General features: G+C 72.8%; 17 protein-coding genes and 1 pseudogene. 8 read left to right on the top strand and 10 right to left on the bottom strand.

The genetic code is table 11. From position 1 onward, the window contains the following. Positions 1 to 4: 4 nt before the first annotated feature. The 7 genes from ACFWM7_RS07825 to ACFWM7_RS07855 all read right to left on the bottom strand — a co-directional run bounded on the left by ACFWM7_RS07825 (position 5) and on the right by ACFWM7_RS07855 (position 12161). Positions 5 to 1591 carry a nitroreductase family protein gene (locus tag ACFWM7_RS07825; RefSeq protein WP_383256363.1) on the bottom strand — a complete coding sequence of 529 codons (1587 nt, stop codon included), beginning with the start codon at positions 1589 to 1591 and terminating at the stop codon, positions 5 to 7. Between the two features lie 154 nt (positions 1592 to 1745). Beyond that, positions 1746 to 3839: a TOMM precursor leader peptide-binding protein gene (locus ACFWM7_RS07830; RefSeq protein WP_383256365.1), complete on the bottom strand. Its 2094-nt coding sequence runs from the start codon at positions 3837 to 3839 to the stop codon at positions 1746 to 1748. After that, positions 3829 to 6132, bottom strand: a complete 2304-nt coding sequence (locus ACFWM7_RS07835) for a TOMM precursor leader peptide-binding protein (protein WP_383256367.1) — start codon at positions 6130 to 6132, stop codon at positions 3829 to 3831. The genes ACFWM7_RS07830 and ACFWM7_RS07835 overlap by 11 nt, the downstream gene beginning before the upstream one ends. 5 nt (positions 6133 to 6137) lie before the next feature. After that, positions 6138 to 8147, bottom strand: coding sequence for a BTAD domain-containing putative transcriptional regulator (locus ACFWM7_RS07840; RefSeq protein ID WP_383256400.1), 2010 nt, complete (start codon positions 8145 to 8147; stop codon positions 6138 to 6140). A 55-nt stretch (positions 8148 to 8202) separates the two neighbouring features. Further along, on the bottom strand, positions 8203 to 8451 hold the full coding sequence (locus tag ACFWM7_RS07845; RefSeq protein ID WP_383256369.1) for a hypothetical protein: 249 nt from the start codon (positions 8449 to 8451) through the stop codon (positions 8203 to 8205). A gap of 339 nt (positions 8452 to 8790) precedes the next feature. After that, the gene (locus ACFWM7_RS07850) at positions 8791 to 11376 is read right to left on the bottom strand and encodes an ABC transporter permease (RefSeq protein WP_383256371.1); all 2586 of its coding nucleotides are present in this window, start codon (positions 11374 to 11376) and stop codon (positions 8791 to 8793) included. Then, positions 11373 to 12161, bottom strand: coding sequence for an ABC transporter ATP-binding protein (locus tag ACFWM7_RS07855; RefSeq protein ID WP_383256373.1), 789 nt, complete (start codon positions 12159 to 12161; stop codon positions 11373 to 11375). The genes ACFWM7_RS07850 and ACFWM7_RS07855 overlap by 4 nt, the downstream gene beginning before the upstream one ends. 359 nt (positions 12162 to 12520) lie before the next feature. Between ACFWM7_RS07855 and ACFWM7_RS07860 the strand changes: the two genes are divergently transcribed. Together ACFWM7_RS07860 and ACFWM7_RS07865 are read left to right on the top strand one after the other, a co-directional pair. Next, positions 12521 to 12643, top strand: a complete 123-nt coding sequence (locus tag ACFWM7_RS07860; RefSeq protein WP_383256374.1) for an Imm53 family immunity protein — start codon at positions 12521 to 12523, stop codon at positions 12641 to 12643. 16 nt (positions 12644 to 12659) lie between these two features. Then, positions 12660 to 12830 (top strand): Imm53 family immunity protein, encoded by a 171-nt coding sequence (locus tag ACFWM7_RS07865; protein ID WP_383256402.1) that lies wholly within the window; start codon positions 12660 to 12662, stop codon positions 12828 to 12830. Between the two features lie 69 nt (positions 12831 to 12899). Here ACFWM7_RS07865 and ACFWM7_RS07870 read toward each other — a convergent pair whose 3' ends face one another. Both ACFWM7_RS07870 and ACFWM7_RS07875 read right to left on the bottom strand, forming a co-directional pair. Further along, complete coding sequence (locus ACFWM7_RS07870; RefSeq protein ID WP_383256376.1) at positions 12900 to 15725, bottom strand: tetratricopeptide repeat protein; 2826 nt, start codon at positions 15723 to 15725, stop codon at positions 12900 to 12902. Continuing rightward, positions 15722 to 16153, bottom strand: coding sequence for a hypothetical protein (locus ACFWM7_RS07875; protein WP_383256378.1), 432 nt, complete (start codon positions 16151 to 16153; stop codon positions 15722 to 15724). Before ACFWM7_RS07875 ends, ACFWM7_RS07870 begins: the two co-directional genes overlap by 4 nt. A gap of 161 nt (positions 16154 to 16314) precedes the next feature. On the opposite strand from ACFWM7_RS07875, the gene ACFWM7_RS07880 reads away from it, so the two are divergent. The 3 genes from ACFWM7_RS07880 (at position 16315) to ACFWM7_RS07890 (ending at position 18722) form a co-directional block, all read left to right on the top strand. Further along, positions 16315 to 17961: an MFS transporter gene (locus ACFWM7_RS07880; RefSeq protein WP_383256380.1), complete on the top strand. Its 1647-nt coding sequence runs from the start codon at positions 16315 to 16317 to the stop codon at positions 17959 to 17961. A gap of 81 nt (positions 17962 to 18042) precedes the next feature. Continuing rightward, positions 18043 to 18336, top strand: coding sequence for an ArsR/SmtB family transcription factor (locus ACFWM7_RS07885; RefSeq protein WP_383256381.1), 294 nt, complete (start codon positions 18043 to 18045; stop codon positions 18334 to 18336). Further along, positions 18333 to 18722 carry a VOC family protein gene (locus tag ACFWM7_RS07890; RefSeq protein ID WP_383256383.1) on the top strand — a complete coding sequence of 130 codons (390 nt, stop codon included), beginning with the start codon at positions 18333 to 18335 and terminating at the stop codon, positions 18720 to 18722. The genes ACFWM7_RS07885 and ACFWM7_RS07890 overlap by 4 nt, the downstream gene beginning before the upstream one ends. Before the next feature lie 80 nt (positions 18723 to 18802). Here the strand turns inward: ACFWM7_RS07890 and ACFWM7_RS07895 are convergent. Further along, positions 18803 to 19033 (bottom strand): annotated as a pseudogene (locus ACFWM7_RS07895) (ATP-binding protein); the annotation flags it as partial. On the opposite strand from ACFWM7_RS07895, the gene ACFWM7_RS07900 reads away from it, so the two are divergent. From ACFWM7_RS07900 to ACFWM7_RS07910, 3 genes are all read left to right on the top strand, one after another. Further along, positions 18947 to 19825 (top strand): DUF5753 domain-containing protein, encoded by an 879-nt coding sequence (locus ACFWM7_RS07900; RefSeq protein WP_383256404.1) that lies wholly within the window; start codon positions 18947 to 18949, stop codon positions 19823 to 19825. The pseudogene ACFWM7_RS07895 and the gene ACFWM7_RS07900 sit on opposite strands and share 87 nt — an antisense overlap. Next, complete coding sequence (locus tag ACFWM7_RS07905; protein ID WP_383256385.1) at positions 19788 to 19907, top strand: DUF397 domain-containing protein; 120 nt, start codon at positions 19788 to 19790, stop codon at positions 19905 to 19907. The genes ACFWM7_RS07900 and ACFWM7_RS07905 overlap by 38 nt, the downstream gene beginning before the upstream one ends. A gap of 549 nt (positions 19908 to 20456) precedes the next feature. Next, positions 20457 to 22047: ATP-binding protein (locus tag ACFWM7_RS07910; protein ID WP_383256387.1), on the top strand; the 1591-nt coding region annotated here is incomplete at its 3' end.

Genomic DNA, 22047 nt, shown 5'->3' on the forward strand with positions numbered 1-22047 from the left:
CCCGTCAGACGATCTCGTAGCGGAAGTCGGCGGGGGCGGGGCGCTCATTGCCGATCATCATGATCAGCAGGGGTGCCTCGCCCGTCCCTTCGAGACCCAGCTCCTCGATGTAGGAGATGTTGTCGAAGCCGAGCGCGACGCCGCAGCCCAGGTCCACGGCCGCCGCTGCGGTGTAGACGGACTGGGCGACGGCCCCGATGGTGGCGTTGACCAGCCGGTATCCCCGGTCCCCGACCGCGTCGAGGACGGCGGTGGTGCGGACGGTCGGCACGAGGACGGACCCGGCCTGCTCCAGGTTGTAGTTCGAGAGGAAGTAGTTCCGCTGGAGGAACTCCCCCGGCCGCCCCTCCTTCACCCGCCGCAGGTTCCGCCGCCCGGGGTCGTAGACGTACGAACCGGGCTCGACGCCCTCGACGTGGTTCACGAACGCGTACAGCCGCGCCAGCCGGACGTCACCGGTGTCGCCGCCGAGGCGCGATCCGGCCGAGGCGGCGGCCAGGCAGGCGGCCAACTGGTCCGCGGTGACCGGCTTCTGGGCGTCGAAGCGGCCGAAGCTGCTGCGGCGCGTGCGCAGCGCGGTGCGCACGTCGGCGTCCAGCGGCCGGGCGGGCGGCAGCGCGACCTGGGGCAGCCGTTCGTCGACGGGGTGCGCGGCGGCGGGCCTCAGGGCATCCGGGGCGGGGCGGGCGGTGGCGTCGGCGGAGGTGGCCGCCTGCATGCGGAGCAGCGCGTCGAAGGTGAGGACGGTACGGGAGCGCTCGACGTCCGCACGCCGGACGGAGACGGACGCGGTGGGGCCACTGGGGAGCGAACTCGGCTGCTTACGCGTCCACTTGATCGGTACGACGGCGAAGATGCCCTCCTGCGCCGGGTCCACGCCGAGGAGGGCGGCCAGGCGCTCCTCGTCGAACCAGAGGGCCGGCTCGACGGCCAGTCCCCGGGCGGCCGCCCACATCCGCCAGGTCTGGACGCAGGCTCCGAGGTCCATGGAGACGGCGTGGAAGGAGAAGCTGTTGTACTTGAAGGAGTTCTGCCAGAACTTGATGGAGAGCACCAGGTACTGATCGGTCTCCGGCCCCGGCGCGCCCTCGCCCAGCGCGTCGCGCACCCGGCCGGAGACATCGCCCGTGAGCAGCCGTTGCATGGTGTGGTGCCGGGTGGAGTAGTAGTGCACCCCCGGCGGTACGGGGGCGCTCGGCCCGGACACCCAGTGGATGCCTACCGGGTAGAGCCCGCCGCCGGAGGCGGAGCCGCGCGACCAGTTGGCCAGCGGGTAGAAGGGCAGCGCGTTCAGGTCCGTGTTGGCCTGGACGCCGAGGCGGCGGCCGGTCAGACCGTACGAGTCGCGGAGCATGCCGGAGAGCGAGGTGAGGTCGAACTCCCCCTGCACCGGACCGCCTTCGGGGAACAGGCCCCGGTCGAGGGTCGCCCCGGCCGGGTAGGGGGCGTCCGGCAGCGGGAAGCCGTCCGCGCCCGGGTGGTACTTGGCCTTGCGCGGGCCGTCCTGCCAGTTCGGTACGTAGTCCGCGGGGTCCATCGGGACGCGGCCGCGATGCATGATCGCGGCGGCGTATTCATGGGCGTATCCCATGGCGAGCTCCTTGGTCACGGCAAGAGGAGGTGGGCTCCCGGGGAGCCGGAGAGGGGGTGGGCTTCCGGGGAGCCGGGGAGGGGGCACGGGGTGGGCGCGCTCGTGGGAACGGGTGCGCTCATGGGAACGGGGGCGCTCATGGGAACGGGGGCGCTCAAGGGAACGGGTGCGGGGCCGGGTTGAGGTCGGCGTCGGTGAGGTCCGCCGCCCGCAGGCCCGCCTCGCGCAGGGCGGTGCGCAGCCGGGGCATGCGCAGGGCGCGCTGGCGGGTCCAGCCGAAGTCGATCGGCAGCAGCCCGGGCACGAGCACGCTCACCGTTCTCAGCCCGAGGTCGCGCTGTTCCGGCATGGTCTGGTCGACGACGACCACGTCGAACCCGGCGGCGGCCACGGCGTCCACGCAACGGAGCAGGTCCTCGCGCAGGTCGTCGGAGACGGGAAGGACCGGCCGGGCGTCGGGCCCGGACCCGTACAACTCACTGAAGGGGCGCGCCGGCCGGCGTACGGAACCGGGCGCGCCGAGCAGGAAGTCCGCATGGTCGCCCATCTCCGGGATCCCGTACACCAGCGGGTGGTCGTGCAGCGCCTCGACCTTCGCGAAGTCGCCTGCCATGGCCCGCAGCCGCTCCTCGTCCCGCTCCGTGCGGCCCTGAAGGTTGACGGCGTCGGTGGCGATCTCGCAGAGCGCCCCGGCGAGCGCCGCCTCCGGGTCGAGCCCGGCCCCCGCGCCGAAGCACATCCGGCCGGGCCCGCCGTCGGGGCGGACGGCGACGCCGGTGACGACGGGGATCGGGAAGGTGATCCGGGTGTCGAAGAAGCGCGCCTCGTAGCCGTACATCTCCAGCCGGTCCACCATTCTCCGGGTGGCGGGGCGGCGGCTGGTGCGCGGGTCGATCTCGGGCAGCGCGGCCCGCCCGTACCAGGAGAGCAGGAACGCGTCCCGCTCCACGACCTCCATCAGCCCGAAGTAGGCGGCCTCCTCCAGCGCACCGCCGGAAGCACAGCCGTTGGAGCTCTCCTGCACGAACCGGTTCTCCAGGCCCGGCGCGTGGTAGTACGTGAGCACTTCGGGGACCAGGACGGCGTGTCCGTCGCGCAGCGACCAGCCGCGCACCCAGGGGATCTCCCGGTCCGGGGTGAAGGGTCGGACCCGGGGGTTGTCCCGGTGGAAGGCGTCGGAGTAGAGGCCGCAGACGCGCGGGTCCACGGCGGCCCGGCCCTCGGCGCGCAGGGCGTCCCAACTGGCTCGCACCTGGGCGCGTTTGGCGCGGGACCGCATGCCCGCGTACCTCTCCAAACCCTCCAGCACCCCGATGCGCACGCTCTCGGCGAAGGTGTCGGCGTGCCCGCCCCAGAACGTCTCGCGCAGATACGGTCCCGAGCGCATGGAGAAGCAGCCGACGGTGGCGGAGGTGGACGTGGAGGAGACGTCCTGGACGACGGAGGGGCCCAGCGACCCGCAGACGGGGTTGGCGTACGGCTCGACGGGCAGCTCGTAGTCCGCCAGGTCCCGGACGCGGAAGCCGCCGGGCCGCAGCTTGGGCGCGGGCTTCAGGGTGATCGCGCAGGCCTCGTCGGTGTCGGGCTCGGGCCGCCCGCAGGCGGGGCACTCCGGGTCGGGGACGAGCGGGTAGTGGCGGACGGCCAGGGTCTGGAGGTCGACGAGGTGGACGGCGGGGAAGGCCCCGGTGGCCGGTCCGCCGCCGTGCAGCCGGGCGGCGATGACCCCGGCGAGGGCCTCGGCCGCGAACGGGGTGAGGTAGGGGGACGGGCCCGCCGCCCGGGTCCTCGATCCGAGCTCCAGCGCCTCGCGCAGGGCGACGGACCGCACGCCCTGCCAGCGGCGCTCCAGGCAGTGGGCGCAGGGGCGTCGGGCCGCCCCGTCCGGTGCCGGGAGGGGGCCGACGACGGCGTGCCGCCCGTAGTAGCGCACCGGCACGGCACCGGCCGGGCCTGTCGGCCCGCCGCCCGCGAACGCGTCGCGCACCCCGAGGGGCTGGACGTCCAGGGGTACGGCGACCGCCGCCTCGCCGTGCCGGGCGAGCCCGTGCCGCAACAGGGCGGCGAGCAGCCGGGTGGACTCCTCCAGCACCGGAGTTTCCCGTGGGGGTTGGGCGGCCTGTGGGGCCTGGGCGTCCCGTGGGGCCTGGGCGTCCGGTCCACGCGAGTCGTCCAGCCCGGCCGGTCCACACGGCTCGTCCGGCGCTTCCGGCGCTTCCGGCGCGTCCCGCGGCGTCTCAACGGGCATCGGTGCCGCCCTCGCCGTCCACCGTGAGCAGCACCCGGGCCGTGGCGATGGAGCCGGTGCGCAGGTCCGCCGGGGTCGTCGGCACGTACAGGGCGTCGCGCCCGGCGGACCGCAGCGCCTCCAGCACCGCGTCGAACGTGGTCTGTGCCGCGTCCGCCGCGACGGACCCGCCGCTCACCGCGATCGCCCCGGGGGCCAGGTCGGTCACCAGCGGGTCGCCGGGGTCGACCGCCGCCTCCGGGTCCTCGGCGGCGAGCTGCACCTGACCGAGCAGATCCCGCAGGGCGGACGAGGCCGCCGTACGCCGGGAAAGACCGGCTCCGACCGCCCAACGCGCCTCACCGGCAGGCCTGTTCGCCTCCCGGGCCAGCACCACGTGCGCGGAGGTGCGGTCCGCCTCGCCCAGGTCGAGGAGGCCCACGGAGATGTCCAGGTTGGCGGCGGACTTCAGCAGGAACACCAGCTCCGGGTCGTCACCGCCCACCGCCAACGGGCTCACCCGGCCGGTCCCCCGTACCGCGCGGAGCAGGGCATCGTGGGCGAGCGCGGACAGCAGCCCCCGGCCCGCCGCCTCCTCCGCGCTGCCGCCCGCCCCGGACCCGGCGGTGGTCGCCAGGTGAACCCGGTCGCGGTTGTGCGGCCCGAACGGGCGCAGTGCGGCGGCCGGGACACGTACCGGATCCTTGCCGAACAGGGAGGTGGCGACCGCCCAGGCGGCGGGGGTGGCCCCGGTGCCGCCGCCGGTCGTCAGGGCGTCGGGCCCCAGCGTCCGCAGGGCCTGCGCACCACTGCCCTCCTCTACGCCCGCCAGGGGGACCACGTGCTCCACGTACGCCTCGGCCGCCGCGTACAGCGCCCGGGTCCGCGCCCCGGCCAGGTGGTGCACGTCGAACGCGGCGATCCGGCGGCGCACCCCGCCCCCGAGCGCCACCTCGACCCGGCTGAGCTTCAACGGGGTCTGGGTCAGCTCCTCGTCGTCGTACCGGCGGAAGATCCCGGTGTGCGGGCGGACCAGCGCCGTGCTGATCCGGTTCAGCTCCTCGACCAGCTCCTCCGCGTCCCGGGCGGTCTCCACAGTCGCGGTGACGGGCAGCGCGAGGCTGTCCGGCAGGGCGGCGGACTCGGCGGCTCCTTCCGCCGGGAGCGCGGCGCAGCGCGCACAGCGGGGGTGGGGGTGGACCGGTTCAGCCATGACGTCCAGCGATTCCAGGTCCTGGACGAGGACCTGGCCGGCCGTCTCGGCGGGCAGCGCGCCGGTGGTCAGGCGGAAGACCTCGTAGCCGACGAGGTTGCCGACCATCGCGGCGACCGGCCCGGACAGGGCGGCCCCGTCGGACGGTACGGCTCCGGCCGCCTCGCTCCACAGCTCGGCCGCCGTGCCGGGGTCGACGTTGCCGCCGAGGCGCAGCAGGGCGCAGGACCAGCAGCCGGTGGAGCCGGCGGTGGCGAGCGGGCCGACGATCAGGCGGCGGCCGAACAGCCAGGCGGGGATGAGGGTCACGCCCTCGGGCACCCCGGCGGCCAGCAGCCGGTGCGTACGCGCCCCGGCGCCCGCACCGGTGACCACGACGACGTCGTAGCCGTCCAGGTCGGCCCAGCCCGCGTCCGTCCCGGCGGTCCCGGCGGTCCCGGCGGTGACCGTGTCGATGCGCGCCCCGTTGGCGGCGGCCTCGGCCGCGACGCCGCCGCCCGAAGCCGCTGCGTCCTGCGCGGTCGCGCCGGTCCCGACGTTCGCGCACCCGTTGCGCACCAGGCTCAGCGCGCACCATCGAGCCGTCTCGTCGTCGCCGAGGACGGCGACCCGGGTGGCCCGGTAGCGGGCGAAGCGGGCGGGGGCGTCGTCGGTGTAGTGGTCGACGTACGCGATCTGCGCGGCGAACCGCTCGGCGGTCTCCGGGTCCGGGACGTCCCCGGCGGTCCCGGCCTCGGGGATGTCGCGGGCGAAGCCGCGCGCGTACAGCGTCTTGACCAGTTCGGCGGCCATCGCCCGCTGCGGGGGCCCGAACCCGGCGCACAGTTCGGCCAGTCGGTGCTGCCCGGTGAGGTGCGGGACGACGAGGGAGGCGAAGCGGTAGGCGGTGCGGCCGGTGAGGTGGAACCCGCCGTCGGCGTTGTGGAACAGCACCCCGCCGGGGGTCTCGGTGAACAGCACGTCGCGCCGGATACGCGGCCGGGTCGCGGCGAGCGCGTCGAACGTCGGCGCCGCGGGCGAAGAGGGGGAGTCGGGGGGCGTGGCGGGCACGGTGGGGGCGGTACGTGCGGCGGGTGCGGTGCGTGCGGCGCTCTCGGCCATGGGGATCACACCTTCTCTGTGCGGCGGTCGCGGATCCGGGCGGTTCTTCGTACGTGGGCGCGGAGCAGGTCGTGGATGCGGTACGGGCCCGGCGGGCCGTCCTCCAGCAGTCCGGCGTCGGCGAGTTGCTCCCGTACGGCTTCGGGTACGGGTCCTTCGTCCTCGGGGCCCCGGTCGGCGAGCAGCTCCGGCGGGCCCTGGGCAAGGCGGGCGAACGCCTCCGACAGCCGTGGGTCGAGCCGGCCGAGCGCCCGGTCGAAGAGGCCGGTCACCGAATGGTCCGGGGAGTTGGTCAGGGTGAGCCGGGCGAGCGGGTCCTCGCCGAGCCAGTCGACGGCGTCGGCGAGCCGCAGCCCCGGCCGGGTGAGCAGCCGGGCGGTGAGAATGCGCAGGGCGGCGGGGAAGTGACCGCACACGGCGCTGAGTCGGCGTGCCGCGCCGGGTTCGGCCTCCACCCGGTCGGCCCCCAGGGCGGCCAGCAGCAGGGCGTACGACTCGGCCTCGGTGAAGGCGGTCAGGCGCTGCACCCAGCCGCCGTGGGTCGCGATGAGGCCGCCGAGCCCCATCCGGCTGGTGACCACGACGGCGAGGGCCGGCCCGTCCCCGGCTTCCCCCTGCGGCGTGAGCAGGGGGCGCACCTGGTCGGCGTCGACCACGTCGTCGAGGATCAGCAGCGCACGCCCTGTGGCCGACGCCCCGAGCGCGGCGGCCACTTCGGCGGCGATCTCCCCGGCCGTGCGGGGTTCGCCGTCCGCGCGGGTCATCCGGACGAGCAACTGCCCGCCGGGGAAGGCGTCCCGGACCATCCGGGCGACGTGCTGGGCGAGCGCCGACTTGCCGATGCCGGGGGCTCCGGAGACCAGGACGGTGAGGGGCCGGGGGTCCTCGGAGCCGGGGGGCGGGGGCGCGGTGAGCCGGGCGGCCAGGGCGGCGGCCTCGGCGGCGCGCCCGGTGAAGTGCGGCACGGCGGGGACGGGCCCGACGCCGGGGTCGGCAGGGTCTGCGGGAACGGGCCCGTCGCCGGGGGCCGAGGGGACGGGAGCTGCGGGCGGGGCGACGCCCCCGGCGACACCCGGAGCCGCAACGGACACACTGCCCGAGGCCCCGACAGACACCACGCCCGGGGCCTCCACAGCCGCCGCGCCCGAGACCGGAACCGGGCCCGTAACCGGCGTAACGCCCGCCCCCACGGAGCGAGCTGCCTCCGGGCCGACCGCCGGAAGGGAAACCGCCTCGCCCCGGATGACCCGGGGGGCGGCCGAGCCTGACGCGCCCAGGTCCTCGCCGCGCAGGATGGACAGTTCGAGCCGGCGCAACGACGGCGAGGGGTCCACGCCCAGCTCCTCCAGCAGGAAGCCCTTGACCCTGCGGTACTCGGCGAGGGCCTGCGACTGTCGTCCGCTGCGGTAGAGGGCCTCGATGAGCTGCTCGTGGAAGCGTTCGTGCCCCGGGTGGACGCGCGTAGCGGTCCACAGGTCGACGAGCGCCTCGCCGCAGCGCCCGAGCCCCAGCAGCAGGTCGCAGACCCGCTCGACCGCGCGCAGCCGTTCCTCCGCGAGCCGGGGCACCTCGTCGCGGTGCAGGACGACGGACCGTACGTTGGCGAGCACCGAGCCCTGCCAGAGCGACAGGGCCTCCCTGAGCGCGCAGAGCTCCGCCTCCGGATCCCGGTCCAGGCCGGCGGCCCGCCGCACCCGGTCGCGGAAGCCGAGGAGGTCCAGGGTGGGCGGTGCGGCGGTGATCCGGTAGCCGCCGGGCACCGCTTCGATGGAGGTGCCGGTGACCCCGTGCTTGGCGAACAGCCGGCGGAGCCGCAGGACGCAGGTCTGGAGGGCGGCACGGGCGGTGGCGGGCTGCTCCTCGCCCCACACCGCGCGCTGCAAATACTCGACGGAGACCGTGGAGTTGGCGTGCAGGAGCAGCGCGGCGAGCAGATTCGCGGGCTTGGAGGGCTGCAGGACGACGGTGTCGGGACCGTCCGCGAGGGCGAGTGGCCCCAGGAGCTGGAACCGCATCCCGGGAGGCGTCTCCAGGAGGCCTCCAGCCGCGGCTGCTGGGCTCGACATGACCCTAGTCCCAGCCGTTGACCAGCTTGCACAGCTGAACGGGCGGCGATTCCGGGGGCAGTTGGCCGATGATCCCTGCCAGCTCCGTACAGATGACGCGGGCGATCTCGTCGGCAGCGGGCGGGGGGCCGGCCGGAGCGGTGGCCGATGCGGGTCCGGTGGAGAAGGCGAGGGCGGCGAGGGCGATACCGGTGACGAGGGCGGCGGCTCTGGCCGGGCGGCGCTGCTTCTGCGCAAGCGGAGACCTTGACACGTGTTCCCCTTCGACGGTGGCGTCGGAGCCGGGGGGTTCGTCCCGGCACGAGAGACGATGCCAGCGTGGAACGCGCCACAAGAGAGGCCGCGGTGTCAGCTTGCTGCACAGGGGTGCGCCGCCCTGTGCAGCAAGCTGACAGAGTCCGCCGTGACCTGCGGCCCCGGACGGGGAACGGGCTCGGCCCGGGGCGGGGAACGGGGAACAGGGAACAGGCTCGGCCTTGGGGCGGGGAACGGGGAACGGGCTCGGCCCCGGGACGTTTGGAGGAACGTCCCGGGGCCTGCCGGTCATCCTACGGTGGCGCCCAAGGGCTCACCCCGCCGGGCGGACGGGCGTTCACCCGTCCGTCGCGATGGCGTTCAGGACGTTCATCCGGCCCGCCCGGAAGGCCGGGACGAGAGCGGCGAACAGTCCGACGAGGGCGGAGCAGGCGAAGACGGTGAGGATCGTCGGCCACGGGATCTCCAGGACCTCAAGGCCCTCCAGCGCCAGCAGTTTCTGGGCCGCGGTGCCCCAGCCCATCCCGAGTCCGAGTCCGAGCAGCGCCCCGAAGAGGGCGATGACGACGGACTCCAGCCGGATCATGCGGCGCAGCTGGCGGCGGGAGAGCCCGATGGCGCGCATCAGGCCGATCTCGCGGGTCCGTTCGACGACGGACAGGGCGAGGGTGTTCACCACACCGAGCACGGCGACGATGATCGCCAGGGCGAGCAGGCCGTACACGATGTTCAGCAACTGGCCGATCTGGTCCTTCAGCTGCTCTTTGAAGTCGGCCTGGTTCTGCACCTTGTAGACCGGGTACTCGGAGACGGCGCTCTTGAGGGCCGCGTACGCCTCCTTCTCCTTGCCCTCCTCGGCCTTGGCGAACATGACCACGTTCTGCGGCATCCGGTCGGCCGGGACGTAGGACGCCGCCGTCGTGAGGTTGGTGTACATCGCGCCGCGGTCGATGTTGGTGTCGTCGGAGGTGATGGCCGCGACCTTGAGCTTCGCGGTCTCCCCCGCCTTGAAGGCGACGGTGATCGTGTCGCCGACCTTGATCCCGTGCCGCTCGGCGTAACCGTCGCCGACGGACATGGCGTCCTTGCCGTACGCCTTCGCGAGGTCACCGGAGACGACCGTGCGGCGGACGTCCTGCTGGTACGTCGGGTCGGCGGCGGTGATCCCCTCGTCCTCGGTCTTGCCGTTCGGCGCGGTGATCTTCGCCTTGACGAAGGTGTAGTCGGTCATGTGCTCCAGGCCGGGGACGGCGCGCACGGCGTCGGCGGCCTGGGGCACGATCGGGCGGCCGGTGCTGCCGTCCTGGACGATGAAGTCCGCGCCGACCGACTTGTCGAGCTCCTCGGTGGCCGAGGCGACCATGGAGGATCCGACGACGGACAGGCAGGCCACCAGGGCGAGCCCGATCATCAGGGCCGCGCCGGTCGCTCCCGTACGCCGGGGGTTGCGCAGGGCGTTGCGCTCGGCCAGCCGGCCGACCGGGCCGAACAGCCGCAGGACGACGACGCTCAGCCCGCGCACCACGACGCCGGCCAGGAGCGGGCCGATCACGATGAAGCCGATGAGGGTCAGCAGCACGCCGAGGGCGAGGAACATGGACCCTTCGGTGGCCTTGTCGGCCTGGGTCGTCGCCCACAGGGCCGCACCGCCCGCTGCCGTCAGGAACAGGCCGATACCGGCCCTGACCCAGCCGGAGCGGCCGTCGGCGGGGGTGCCGGCGTCGCGCAGCGCGGCCATCGGGGAGACCTTGCCGGCCCGGCGGGCCGGGATGTACGCGGCGAGGACGGTGACGACGACACCGAGCACGAGGCCGAGCGTCGGGGTCGTCCAGGCGACGGTGAGGTCGTCGGTGGACAGCTCCATGCCCACCGCGCTCATCAGCTTCATCAGCCCGACGGCGAGGCCGACGCCGGCCGCGACACCGAGCACGGAGCCGACGATGCCGAGGAGGACGGCCTCCAGGAGGACGGACCGGTTGACCTGCTTGCGGCTGGAGCCGATGGCCCGCATCAGGCCGATCTCGCGGGTGCGCTGGGCGACCAGCATCGAGAAGGTGTTGACGATGAGGAAGATGCCGACGAGGAAGGCGATTCCGGCGAAGCCGAGCATCGCGTACTTCATGACGTCCAGGAAGGCGCCCATGTCGTCCTTGTTGGCGTCGGCGGCCTCCTGCTGGGTCTGGAGCTTGTACGCGGTCGAACCGTCGAGGGCGGCGGCCACGTTCTTCTTGAGCTGGGTGTCGCTGACGCCGCTCTCGGCCGTCACCAGGATCTGGGTGAAGACGCCGGGGGCGCCCAGCAACTGCTTCTGGGCGGTGGCCGTGTCGAGGTAGACGATGGCCGCGCCCGGGTTGGTGACGGTGAAGGACGCGATGCCGCTGATCTTCGCCTTGAGGTCACCGGTGGCGGCGATGGTGCGCAGCTCGTCGCCGATCTTGAGCTTGTGCTTCTTCGCGGTGTCGGCGTCGACCATCACCTCGGTGGGACCGCGGGGCGCGTGCCCGGAGGTGATCTCCATCGAACGCAGGTCGTTCTCGGTCCAGTTGCTCGCGATGGTGGGGGCGCCGGTCTCGGAGCCCATGTTCTTGTTGTCGCTGTCGACGACGGTGACCGCCATGGAGAAGGCGGTTCCCTCGGCGCGCTCCACCCCGTCGGCCTTCTCGACCTGCTGGACCACGGAGGCGGGCAGTGAGGCGGGCTTGCCGTTGTCGGGCTGCTCGCCTTCGTCGTCCGAGGCCTTCGGGCTGACGGTGACGTCGGGCGAGGAGATGGTGAAGAGCTTGTCGAAGGTGGTGTTCATCGTGTCGGTGAACACGAGCGTGCCGCAGACGAACGCCACGGACAGCAGCACCGCCACGGCGGAGAGGGCCATCCGGCCCTTGTGCGCGAGGAAGTTGCGCACCGAGGTCTTCCAGACGGTCATGACGTCCGCCCGCGGGCGTCGAAGTGCTTCATGCGGTCGAGGACCTGCTCCGCGGTCGGGTTCTGCATCTCGTCGACGATGGAACCGTCGGCGAGATACAGCACCCGGTCCGCGTAGGAGGCGGCGACGGGGTCGTGGGTGACCATGACGATGGTCTGGCCCAGCTCGTCGACCGACTTGCGGAGGAAGGAGAGGACTTCGGCGCCGGCGCGGGAGTCCAGGTTTCCGGTGGGCTCGTCACCGAAGATGATCTCCGGCCGGGCGGCGAGCGCCCGGGCGACGGCGACGCGCTGCTGCTGACCGCCGGAGAGCTGGGTGGGGCGGTGCTTGAGACGATCGGCGAGCCCGACCGTCTCCACGACCTGCTGGAGCCAGGCGGCGTCGGGCTTGCGGCCCGCGATGTCCATCGGCAGCGTGATGTTCTCGATCGCGTTGAGCGTCGGGAGCAGGTTGAACGCCTGGAAGATGAACCCGATCCGGTCGCGCCGGAGCTGGGTGAGCTTCTTGTCCTTCAGCTGGGTGATCTCGGTCTCGTCGAGGAAGATCTCGCCCGACGTCACCGTGTCGAGCCCGGCCAGGCAGTGCATCAGGGTCGACTTGCCGGAGCCGGACGGGCCCATGATCGCCGTGAACTGCCCGCGGGCGATGTCCACGTCGACATGGTCGAGCGCGACGACCCGGGTCTCCCCGGTGCCGTACGCCTTGACGACCTGCCGCGCTCGCGCCGCGACGGCCGTACGCCCTCCAGTGCCCCCGTGCCTGGGAATGGTCACAGCCGTTGTCACGGTTTTTCTCCTATGTCGGTCGATGACTGGACGTCGCTGAGTACGTTCCGATTCTGTGTTCCGGACCGTCCCCGGCGCGATGGTGCTCAGCGCAGTCTTCAGGTGGGGTTTTCCCCACCTGCCCCCCTGCGGCGAGCCGTAGCGGCGACGTAAGAAAAGGTTAAGGAGAGGCCCCCGCCGCCACGTCCTCCGCCGGGAGGAACGGGCCCTGGCCACTATGAGGGGGCGCCCCCTAGGGGAATCGTCCCTCGGGCGGAGCCCGGGTCAGGGGCACCTGTCGGGCCGGTGGGCGGGCACGACGGGCCCGGCCCTGGGGCCGGTATCTGGTCGTGATCAATCTGTGGGAGCACATACGTCTCGTGGCGCGATCTGGTAGATCGCTGCAGGGTTGGTACTCCGCCCAGTGCAACGAGGACTGGGAGCACGAGTGGGGCGGGAAGATCGAAACGCTCGACAACCCCGGGCTGGTCCGTCCGCATTGACCTGGAGGACACCGACCTGGAAGGACACGCCTTCCCCCGCCAGGACCTCAAGCGCGGCAAGGACGACTGGGTCATGGCCTGGACCTCCGAGATGACCTTCCACGCCGCGTGCGGACCAGGCAACCTCACTGAGGCACTCACCCTCTTCCGCAGGTGGGCGGCGGAGAACACCCCCAACGAACGGTAAGACGACCCCAGCTCGATACCTCCGGCTCCAGACAACGCCCCAAGCCGGTGAACCTATGCGGTCAGAGCACTAGTAGGGGTCGTCGCCGTACCCGTACGAGCTGCTCCCACCGCTGCCGGACGAGGAGTCGTCACCGTACGAAGAGCCGTAACTGTCATCGGACGAGGACGAGGACGAGGACGAGGAGTCGTAGCTGCTGGATGAGTCGTAGCCGCTGGAGCCGCTGGAGGACGAGCTTTCGTCGCTCGTCGCTGCCGACGAGCGCTGGCCGCCGCCCGAGTTGCGCGTGCGTGATCCACCGGTGCCGGAGTACGTGATCCGGGGTGGGGGCGGGGGCTGTTCCTCGGCGGCGTCGACGGGCAGCGGGGAGGCGACGGGTCCGGTCGCGTCGGCCGCGCCGCCGACCGGGAGAACGGCGAGTGCGGCGTCGTCCGGGGGTGACGGGTCGACCAGGCCGTGCGAGGCGGTGTGGCCGTCCGGCAGCGGATGGTCGAGGGCGAGAACGTCAGGGGTGTCCGGGGAGGCGTCGTCCAGACGGAGCGCGGCCGCGGGCGGCAGGGCGATGAGCGGGCCGAGCGGCTTCAGCGGGATGCGCCGCAGCGAGGCGCGGCGGCCGAAAAGACGCCGGACGCTCCGGTACGCCTCCCGGGCCCGCTGCTCCAGCTTGCGCGCCATGTGCCGGGCCGAGTCCGGGTGGACCTCCGCGAAGTACCCGGCGGCCTTCCCCAGCCAGTAACGCGTCTCGCGCACATCGCCCGACGCCGCCGAGGCGAGCCCCAGGTTGTAGGCTGCCAGCCCCCGGCCGAACGGATGCTCGGAGGGGATGACGTAGACCGCCTTGCGGTAGGAGTCGCGAGCGGCCGGCAGATCACCGCTCAGCAGCTGGACATTCCCCAGGTGCACCAGCGACTGGCCCTCGCTCCCCTCGTCCGAGGCTCTCTTGCTGTGCTCGACGGCCCGCTCGTGGCAGGCGAGAGCCCGCCGGTCGTTCCCCTGGCGGGCCTCGACGACACCGAGGTTGTTGAGGACCGCGGCGATGCCGCTCGCGGTATCCCCGGAGGGCCAACTCCCGAAGCGCCGCTCGCACTGCTCCAGCACGCTTCTCAGCGTGGCGACGCCCTCGTCGCCCTGCCGCCCCGGCTCGTCCAGCTCGCTCAGCGCCCGGTACATCAGGGAGACGGCCTCGTTCGCCCGATGGCCCCTGCGGGAGGGCCAGGCGTCCACCGCCTCCCGGTAGTAGGGCAACGCCTCTTCGGGCAGGCCTTGTTGGTGGTAGGCCCTGCCGATCTCCCGCAGCAGGTGGCTGCGGCGCTCCGCGAGGCCGAGGCGTTCCGCCGCATGGGCCGCCACCTCGTGGGAGAGCAACCAGTCGTCCCAGTGCTTGCCCAGGTCGAAGTAGGACGTGAGGCTGAACGCCAGGGACACGGCACGGTCCTGCGAGGTCGGGTGGTCCTGGGAGCGGACCACGGCGGCCACCAGGTTCGGCCGCTCGGCGTCCAACCAGGCGAGCGCGGAGCCGGTGGTCCTCAGACCCGCCTTCGCGCGTGCGGAGGAGTGCGGAGCCTGGCTCGGCCGTGGCATGTCGCCGTACGACCAGGGGTCGCGGCGGGGGCCACCGGGCAGCCTCTCCACAGCGGCCCCGACCGTGACGTCGTAGTGGTCCATGAGCCGGACGAACGCGGCCTCCCGTTCTTCGGCGGCGAGGTCCCGGCAGTGTTCCTGTGCGTAGAGCAGCACCAGGGATGCGAAGCGGTAGCCGTCGTAGCCGGTGCTCCGTTCGAGGAAGCGCAGGTCGTGCAGCTCGCTCAGCCGGTCGCCGGCCCGGGCCGGCGAGCCCCCCTCCAGTGCGGCGGCGGCGTGGACGCCGATGTCGGGCCCGGGGTGGAGGGGCAGCAGCCGGAGCATGCGCCGTGCATCGGTCGAGAGCAGCCGGTAGGACTCGTCCAGCGCGGAGTGTACGCTCCGCTCCCCGGTGCCCAGTTCGCCGAGCCGGCCCGAAGCGTCGGCGAGCCGGACGCGGAGACGGCCGACGGATATGCCCGGGCGGGTGACGAGCACCTGGGCCGCTCGCATGAGCGCGAACGGCAGGCGGTCGCAGAGCTCGGCCACCGCCAGTGCGCTCTCGGGGTCGCCGGCGATCCGCCGGTCCCCGCCGAGCGCGTGCTCGACGACGGCCTCCAGGAGCGCGACGGCGTCGGCGGGGGCGAGGCGGTCGATCGCGTGGAATGCGGCGTGCTCGTCCAGCAGTTCGGCCAACTGCCCGCGGCTGGTGACCAGCAGCCGGCCGGTGCCGCCGGGCGGCAGGAACGGGGTGACCTGTTCGGCGGCGGTGGCGCCGTCCACGACGATCAGCATCGGCTTGCCGTGCTGCTCGGCATGGTCGAGCAGATAGTGGCCGAACAGCTCCCGCTGCTCGTCGAGCGTCCCCGGCCCGGGCGCGGCCCGGTCCAGGGCCACCGCCAGCATGCGCAGGGCCCGGCTCAGCACGTCGCCGGGGGTTCCCACGTCGTCGGGCCGGTTGTCCACGTCGATGAAGAGCTCGCCGCTGAACCAGCGGCGCCCGGTCCGCCTCGCCTCCTGCGCCACCGCCCGGACCAGCAGGGTCTTGCCCACACCCGCCGGGCCGTGGACGACAACCGGACCCGGCGCGCCGCCGCCGGGGTCCAGCCGGGCCAGCACCTGCCGGGTCTCGCTCTCCCGGTCGATCCAACGGCCGACGTCGGGCATCCGCCCCACCACCTGGGCCCTGCCCTGCCGGGGCAGATTCCAGGTGTTGAACTGCAGGTTGCCGTCCCCGACCTGTTGGGGGCTGTTGCGGTAGGTGTTCCCCGTCAGGTGCGTGCGACCCGCACGGCGCCCGGGGGAACCGTCCGGGACGCCGGGCCCCGGCTTCACCTGTCGGAGCCGTAGTGGAACCGCTGGTGGTTTCCGTTGCCGTACTGCACGGGGGAGTTGTCGTAGCGGTTGTCGTGGATGTCCAGCACCTGGCGCTGGCCCGCCGCCCCCGACGCCAGGGAGATCAGCTGCCTCAGCTCCGTCTCCGCCTGCCGCCTGCCCTGCTCGTCGGCATCGCTGAGCAGGACGGCGAAACGCTGCCCCCACAGGCTCGCCTGCCGGCTGCTTCCCTCCGCTTCGTCCGACGCCAGGACCAGTGCCGTGCGCTCCAGTTCGCGCTGCGCCCCGTCCTCGGCGCCGTCCCCCGAACGCCTGCGGAACATCCGGGCCACGCCTTCGCTCACACTCCCCCAGGCCTCCGTCCCGGCGGCCTGCACCACAGCGGTCCCGCCGGCCGCGGCCAGCGCCAGCATCGCTTCGGTCAGCATCCCCCACACCCTTTCCCGGTCCTGAACAACCCCTCTCGTCCTCCCCGCCTCGACTCCCTTGCAAACGACGCCCCGCGGCGACACCGCAACACCAGCACTCCCGCCCCGCCGCTCGGGATGAGACAGTGCCACGAGAGATACGTGCATAGGGAAGGAACCCGGTGAGCGGCACGGACGGCAAGAGCGATGCGGGCGGTACGGACCGGGGCGGCGAGGAGACGGCGGCACCGCCCGCCCTCACCACCCCCCGGGGCCGCCGCCCCGTCGTGGCGGCGCTCATGCTCGGCATGGCGCTGGCCGCCATCGACGGCACGATCGTGTCCACCGCCGTGCCCCAGATCGTCGGCGACCTCGGCGGGTTCACCGTCTTCTCCTGGCTCTTCTCCGGCTATCTGCTGGCCGTCACCGTCACCCTCCCCCTGTACGGGAAGCTCTCCGACACCTTCGGCCGCAAGCCGGTCCTGATCGCCGGGATCATCCTGTTCCTGGTCGGCTCGGTCCTCTGCGCGGCCGCCTGGAACATGGCCGCGCTCATCGCCTTCCGTATCGTCCAGGGCCTGGGCGGCGGAGCGCTCCAGGGCACGGTCCAGACCATCGCCGCCGACCTCTACCCGCTCAAGGAACGCCCGCGCATCCAGGCGAAGTTGTCGACGGTGTGGGCCACCTCGGCGGTGGCCGGGCCGGTGGTCGGCGGGCTGCTCGCCGGGTACGCCGACTGGCGGTGGATCTTCCTCATCAACCTCCCGGTCGGGGCGATCGCCCTCTGGCTGGTCATCCGCCACCTCCACGAGCCCTCCCGCCCCCGGCCGACGACCCGGCCCAAGGTCGACTGGGCGGGCGCGCTCGCCGTCTTCGCGACCGGCACCCTGCTGCTCACGGCGCTCGTGCAGGGCGGCGTCGCCTGGCCCTGGCTCTCGGCGCCCTCGCTCGGCCTGTTCGGGGCGAGCGCGGTGCTGGCCGCCCTCACCGTCGCCATCGAACGACGGGCGGCGGAGCCGATCATCCCGGGCTGGGTGTGGCGGCGGCGCACCATCGCCTCGGTCAACCTGGCGCTCGGCGCGATGGGGCTGCTGATGGTCGCGCCGACCGTCTTCCTGCCCACGTACGCCCAGTCGGTGCTGGGCCTGGGCCCGATAGCCGCCGGGTTCGTGCTCTCGGTGATGACGCTCAGCTGGCCGGTGTCGGCGGCCCTGTCCGACCGGGTCTACAACCGCATCGGCTTCCGGCTCACCGCGATCATCGGCATGAGCGCCGCCCTGCTGATCCTGCTGGCCTTCCCCCTTCTCCCCTACCCCGGCGAACCCTGGCACCCCGCCCTCCTGATGCTCCTGCTGGGCGCGGCCCTCGGCCTGTTCCAACTCCCGCTGATCGTGGGCGTGCAGTCGACGGTCGGCTGGGCGGAGCGCGGTACGACGACGGCGTCGGTCCTCTTCTGCCGCCAGGTCGGCCAGAGCATCGGCGCGGCGCTCTTCGGGGCCGTCGCCAACGGGGTCATGGCCGCCCGCCTCCTGGACGCCCCGGTGACCGGCCTCCCCGACGACCTGGACGCGGTGGCCCGCGCCCTGGAGAACCCGGGCGCGCTCTCCGCGGCGGCGACGGACTACCTGCGCCGGGCGGTCGACGCGGCGGTGGACTACGTCTACATCGGCGCCGCCGGAGCCGCGGCCCTGGCCCTGCTCGCCCTGATCACCCTGGCCCCGCGCCGCTTCCCGGTCATCTCGGAGACGGCGGAGGCAACGGAGGCGACGGAGGCGACGGAGACCGCCGGGACCGCTGGGACACCGGGCCGGCAGGACGCCGCTTCCTAGAGAGCAACCCTGGAGGACGGCCGGCGGAAGCCGCGACCACCCCGCTTGATAGGCAAGTCGGTACTTGCCTATTGTGGAGCCATGGCGGACGATGTCTTCAAGGCCCTGGCCGACCCCACGCGACGGCTCATCCTCGACGAGCTGGTGGAACGGAACGGCCAGACGCTGTTCGAGATATGCGGACGTCTGGTGGCCAAGCACGGCCTCGGGCTGTCCCGGCAGGCGGTCAGCCAGCACCTGGCCGTCCTGGAGACGGCGGGCCTGGTCATCACGCGCCGCGAGGGCCGCTACAAGTTCCACGACCTGAACACCGAACCCCTTGAGCACATCGTCAGCCGATGGCTCGGGCAGAAAGCACCGGAGAGCACCCCATGAGGATCCACGTGACCAGCGTCTTCGTCCACGACCAGGAAGAGGCCCTGCGCTTCTACACGGAGGTGCTGGGCTTCCAGAAGAAGCACGACGTGCCGCTCGGCGGCGAGAACCGCTGGCTGACCGTGGTCTCCCCGGAGGACCCCGACGGCACCGAGCTCCTCCTGGAACCCGACAAGCACCCCGCCGTGAAGCCGTACACGACGGCCCTGGTGGAGGACGGCATCCCGGCCGCCTCCTTCGCCGTGGACGACGTCCACGCGGAGTTCGACCGGCTCAGCAAGCTCGGCGTCCGCTTCACCCAGGAGCCGCTGGACATGGGCCCCGTCGCCACCGCCGTCCTGGACGACACCTGCGGCAACCTGATCCAGATCATGCACACCTCCTGACCCTGCCCCTGGCACCGCGCCCGAACGCGGCGAGCGTGGTCGCCGCCACCGGCTGGACCGGGCTCCACCCCGCCGGCAGGTCATGACCGCTCAGGCGCCCGGCCCCCATCGGCGGGCGGGTCGGCCGTCACCTCCGCCCACACCGTCTTCCCGATCGGGTTCCGGGGCTCCCATCCTTACCGTGCCGCCAGGCACTCCACCAGGAACAGACCACGCCCCGACTCCTGGTCGTCCGGCGGCAGCACCGGGCCCTCGGGGGTCCGGCCGAGAAGGGCGTCCGAGACCTCGATACGGAAACGGCTCGCGCGACCGGCGCGAAACCGACCCTGGAGCTGACCCGGGCCATCGACAGGGCGCTGGTCGCGGACGACCTGCTGATCGACCTCTGGCCGTACGTGTACCGGGAGGCGTATCCGGACTGGTCGCGGGCGTTCATCGCCTACTCCGGCCGCGCGGCGGCGATCCGCGAGTACGCCCCGCATGCCGTTCCCGGTCTGCTGCAAACCCCGGAGTACGCGCGGGCGTTGCTGAGCGTGGGCCACACGCTGCGGGGCCCCGAGCACCTGGAGGAACGCCTTGCGGCCCGGCTCGACCGACAGGTGCGGCTGCCCGGCCCGGACCGGCCGGAGCTGTGGATCATCCTCGACGAGGCCGTACTGCGTCGGCCGATCGGTGGATCCGCCGTGATGCGCGACCGGTTGGAGAAGCTGCTGAGGATGGCCGAGGAGCCCAGCATCACGATCCAGGTGCTGCCGTTCAACCAGGGCGCGCACGGTTCGTTGGGCGGTTCGCTCACCGTGCTGGTGATGCCTGACGGCACCGAGGTCGCCTACACGGAAGGCGCGCCCTACGGCCAGTTGGCCGAGGAACCGGACGAGGTCGAACGGTTCGTTCTCACTTACGATCAGCTCAGCGCGATGGCACTGCCGCCGCTGATGTCACTCGCCTTGATCCGATCCGTACTGGAGGCCGATTACCGTGCAGCGAGTGTCCCGTCCCGATCTGACCGCCGCCGCCTGGCGCAGCAGCAGCTACAGCAACCAGGAGGGCGGCGACTGCGTGCAGGTGGCGGACGGATTCCCCCGCGTCGTCCCCGTCCGTGACAGCAAGAACCCTCACGGCCCCGTCCTCGCGCTGCCCGCCGCCGCCTGGACCGCGTTCATCGCAGGGGCCGTCGTCCGCTGACGCGCTCCGCGTCGCCTCCTGCGTGAATCGACACCCTCCCATTTACTGGTGTCACCGCGCACTTACCGGTGCCATTCCGGATGTACCGGTGCCGCAACGTCGACCGATATGATCCGGCAAGGCTTTTCAGATTGACCGAAAAGAAATCCTCTGCGCGGCTCATCGCCGCTTCGCCGCTTCCGCGCAGAGGCTGACGGCGGGCGTAACGCATATGCCCCGACCATTCCCCGGGGGCCCATTCCAGCCCGCCGCCCATCAGTGCGGCACGCCGCCTCGCGAGTACCACAACACCTTTGGCCCGCTGGCCACTTCTCGACAAAATCACTCTGCCTACGGACTATGCCGCCGTCCGGATCATCCGTCGCACAGGCATGTCTACGATGTGGTCAACCCCTGACAGGAAAGGCTGCTTCCGCTTCCTCCGATGCGCCAAGGTGATCTGCGCGTTCTCGGAGCGGCCGGCACCCCTTTCGCTTACCTTCTGCTCGGTAGAACTGAGGGACCGCATCCATGCCAAAACCCGTACCAGCCAGTCCGCGGCGGAGGCCGATGAACCCGCCCAAGGCGGCGATGGCGCCGCTTGTGGCCGTGCTGTCCGTGACCGCCGTCGCCGGGGCCGCGGCCGTGGTCCTGGCGCCGTCCGAGGCGCGTGGCTGGGCGTTGGCGGTGGTGCTCACCGCCTGGGTGGTCCTGGCCGTCGCGCTCGCCGTGGCCCACACCGTCACCCGGCGGACCCGGCGCGCGGCCTCGGCCCAGGCCGCGGAGGCCGAACGGCTGGGGGCCTCGCTGGCCGCACTCGAAGCGGACACCGCCCACACCGCCGACGTGGCGCTGCCCGCGCTGCTCCAGCTGGTACGCGGCGGAGTGAAGGCCGCCGACGCCCTAGGCCAGATCCCGTTGCCGCGCAGCCCGCGCCAGCGCAAGCTGCTGCACGTCCTCGCGGCCACGGTCGAAGGGCAGGAGCAGCAGACCGCCGCGCTGCGGACCGAAAGCACGCGGGTCCACGACGCGATGGGAACGCAGCACGCCCGGCTCCGCGAGGAACTGCACGCGCTGACCTCCGAGGTCGAACGCTTCACCCGCGAGACGCTGCCGGGCGTGGCCGCCAGGCTCCGTGAGGGCGAGTCGGGCGCCACGGTGCAGGCCGAGGTCTACCTGCCGGAACAGCCGGTGCTGCGCGCCTTTGTCGAGGCGGTCCTCCGCGAGCTCGCGCTCAGCGAGCGCCGCGCCCTCGCCGCACAGACCGCGTCCGCCAAGGCCCTCAGCCGCGTCCAGGCGAAATCCGTCAGCATGCTCGCCGATCTGCGCAGCATGCAGGAACGTCACGGCGAAGAGGTGTTCGGCGACCTGCTGAAGCTGGACCACAGCACCTCGCAGCTCGGCCTGATGACGGACCGCCTCGCGCTGTTGATGGGCGGCCGGCCCAGCCGCGCCTGGAACCGGCCGATCGTCATGGAGAGCATCCTGCGGGGCGCGGTCGGCCGTATCGCCGCCTACCAGCGCGTACGGCTGCACTGCTCGTCGAACGTCGCCATCTCCGGGTTCGCCGCCGAAGGCGTCATGCACCTGCTCGCCGAACTCATGGACAACGCCGCCAACTTCTCGCCGCCCATCGACGAGGTGCATGTCTACGTCGAGGAGCGCGGCACCGGCATCGTCGTCACCATCGAGGACAGCGGCCTGAAGATGGCCGACGCGGCGATGCGCAGGGCCGCGGACTCCGTCGCCGGGCGGCTGACCGACCTCGCGGCCCTCCAGGGCACCCGCCTCGGCCTCGCCGTGGTGGGACGGCTCGCGCTCAAGCACCGGATCAGCGTCAACTACCGGCCGTCCTCGCGCGGTGGCACCGGCGTGGTCGTCCTGCTGCCGCGCCATCTCATCGCCCAGGAGCCCCGCGAGAACCACCCGGCCCCGAGCCTCCGGGAAGCCGCCGCCGCAGCCGCGCCGCAGCCCGCACCCACGCCCGCGCCCGCCGCACCTTCACTCGGGCCCGCAGCACCGTCGCCCGTGTCCGGGCCCGCAGCGCCGTCGCCCGTGCATGAGCACACGCCCGCGCCCGCCGCACCTTCACTCGGGCCCGCAGCACCGTCGCCCGTGTCCGGGCCCGCAGCGCCGTCGCCCGTGCATGAGCACACGCCCG

It is taken from the genome of Streptomyces sp. NPDC058375, assembly GCF_042723425.1.
Lineage (GTDB): Bacteria > Actinomycetota > Actinomycetes > Streptomycetales > Streptomycetaceae > Streptomyces > Streptomyces durocortorensis.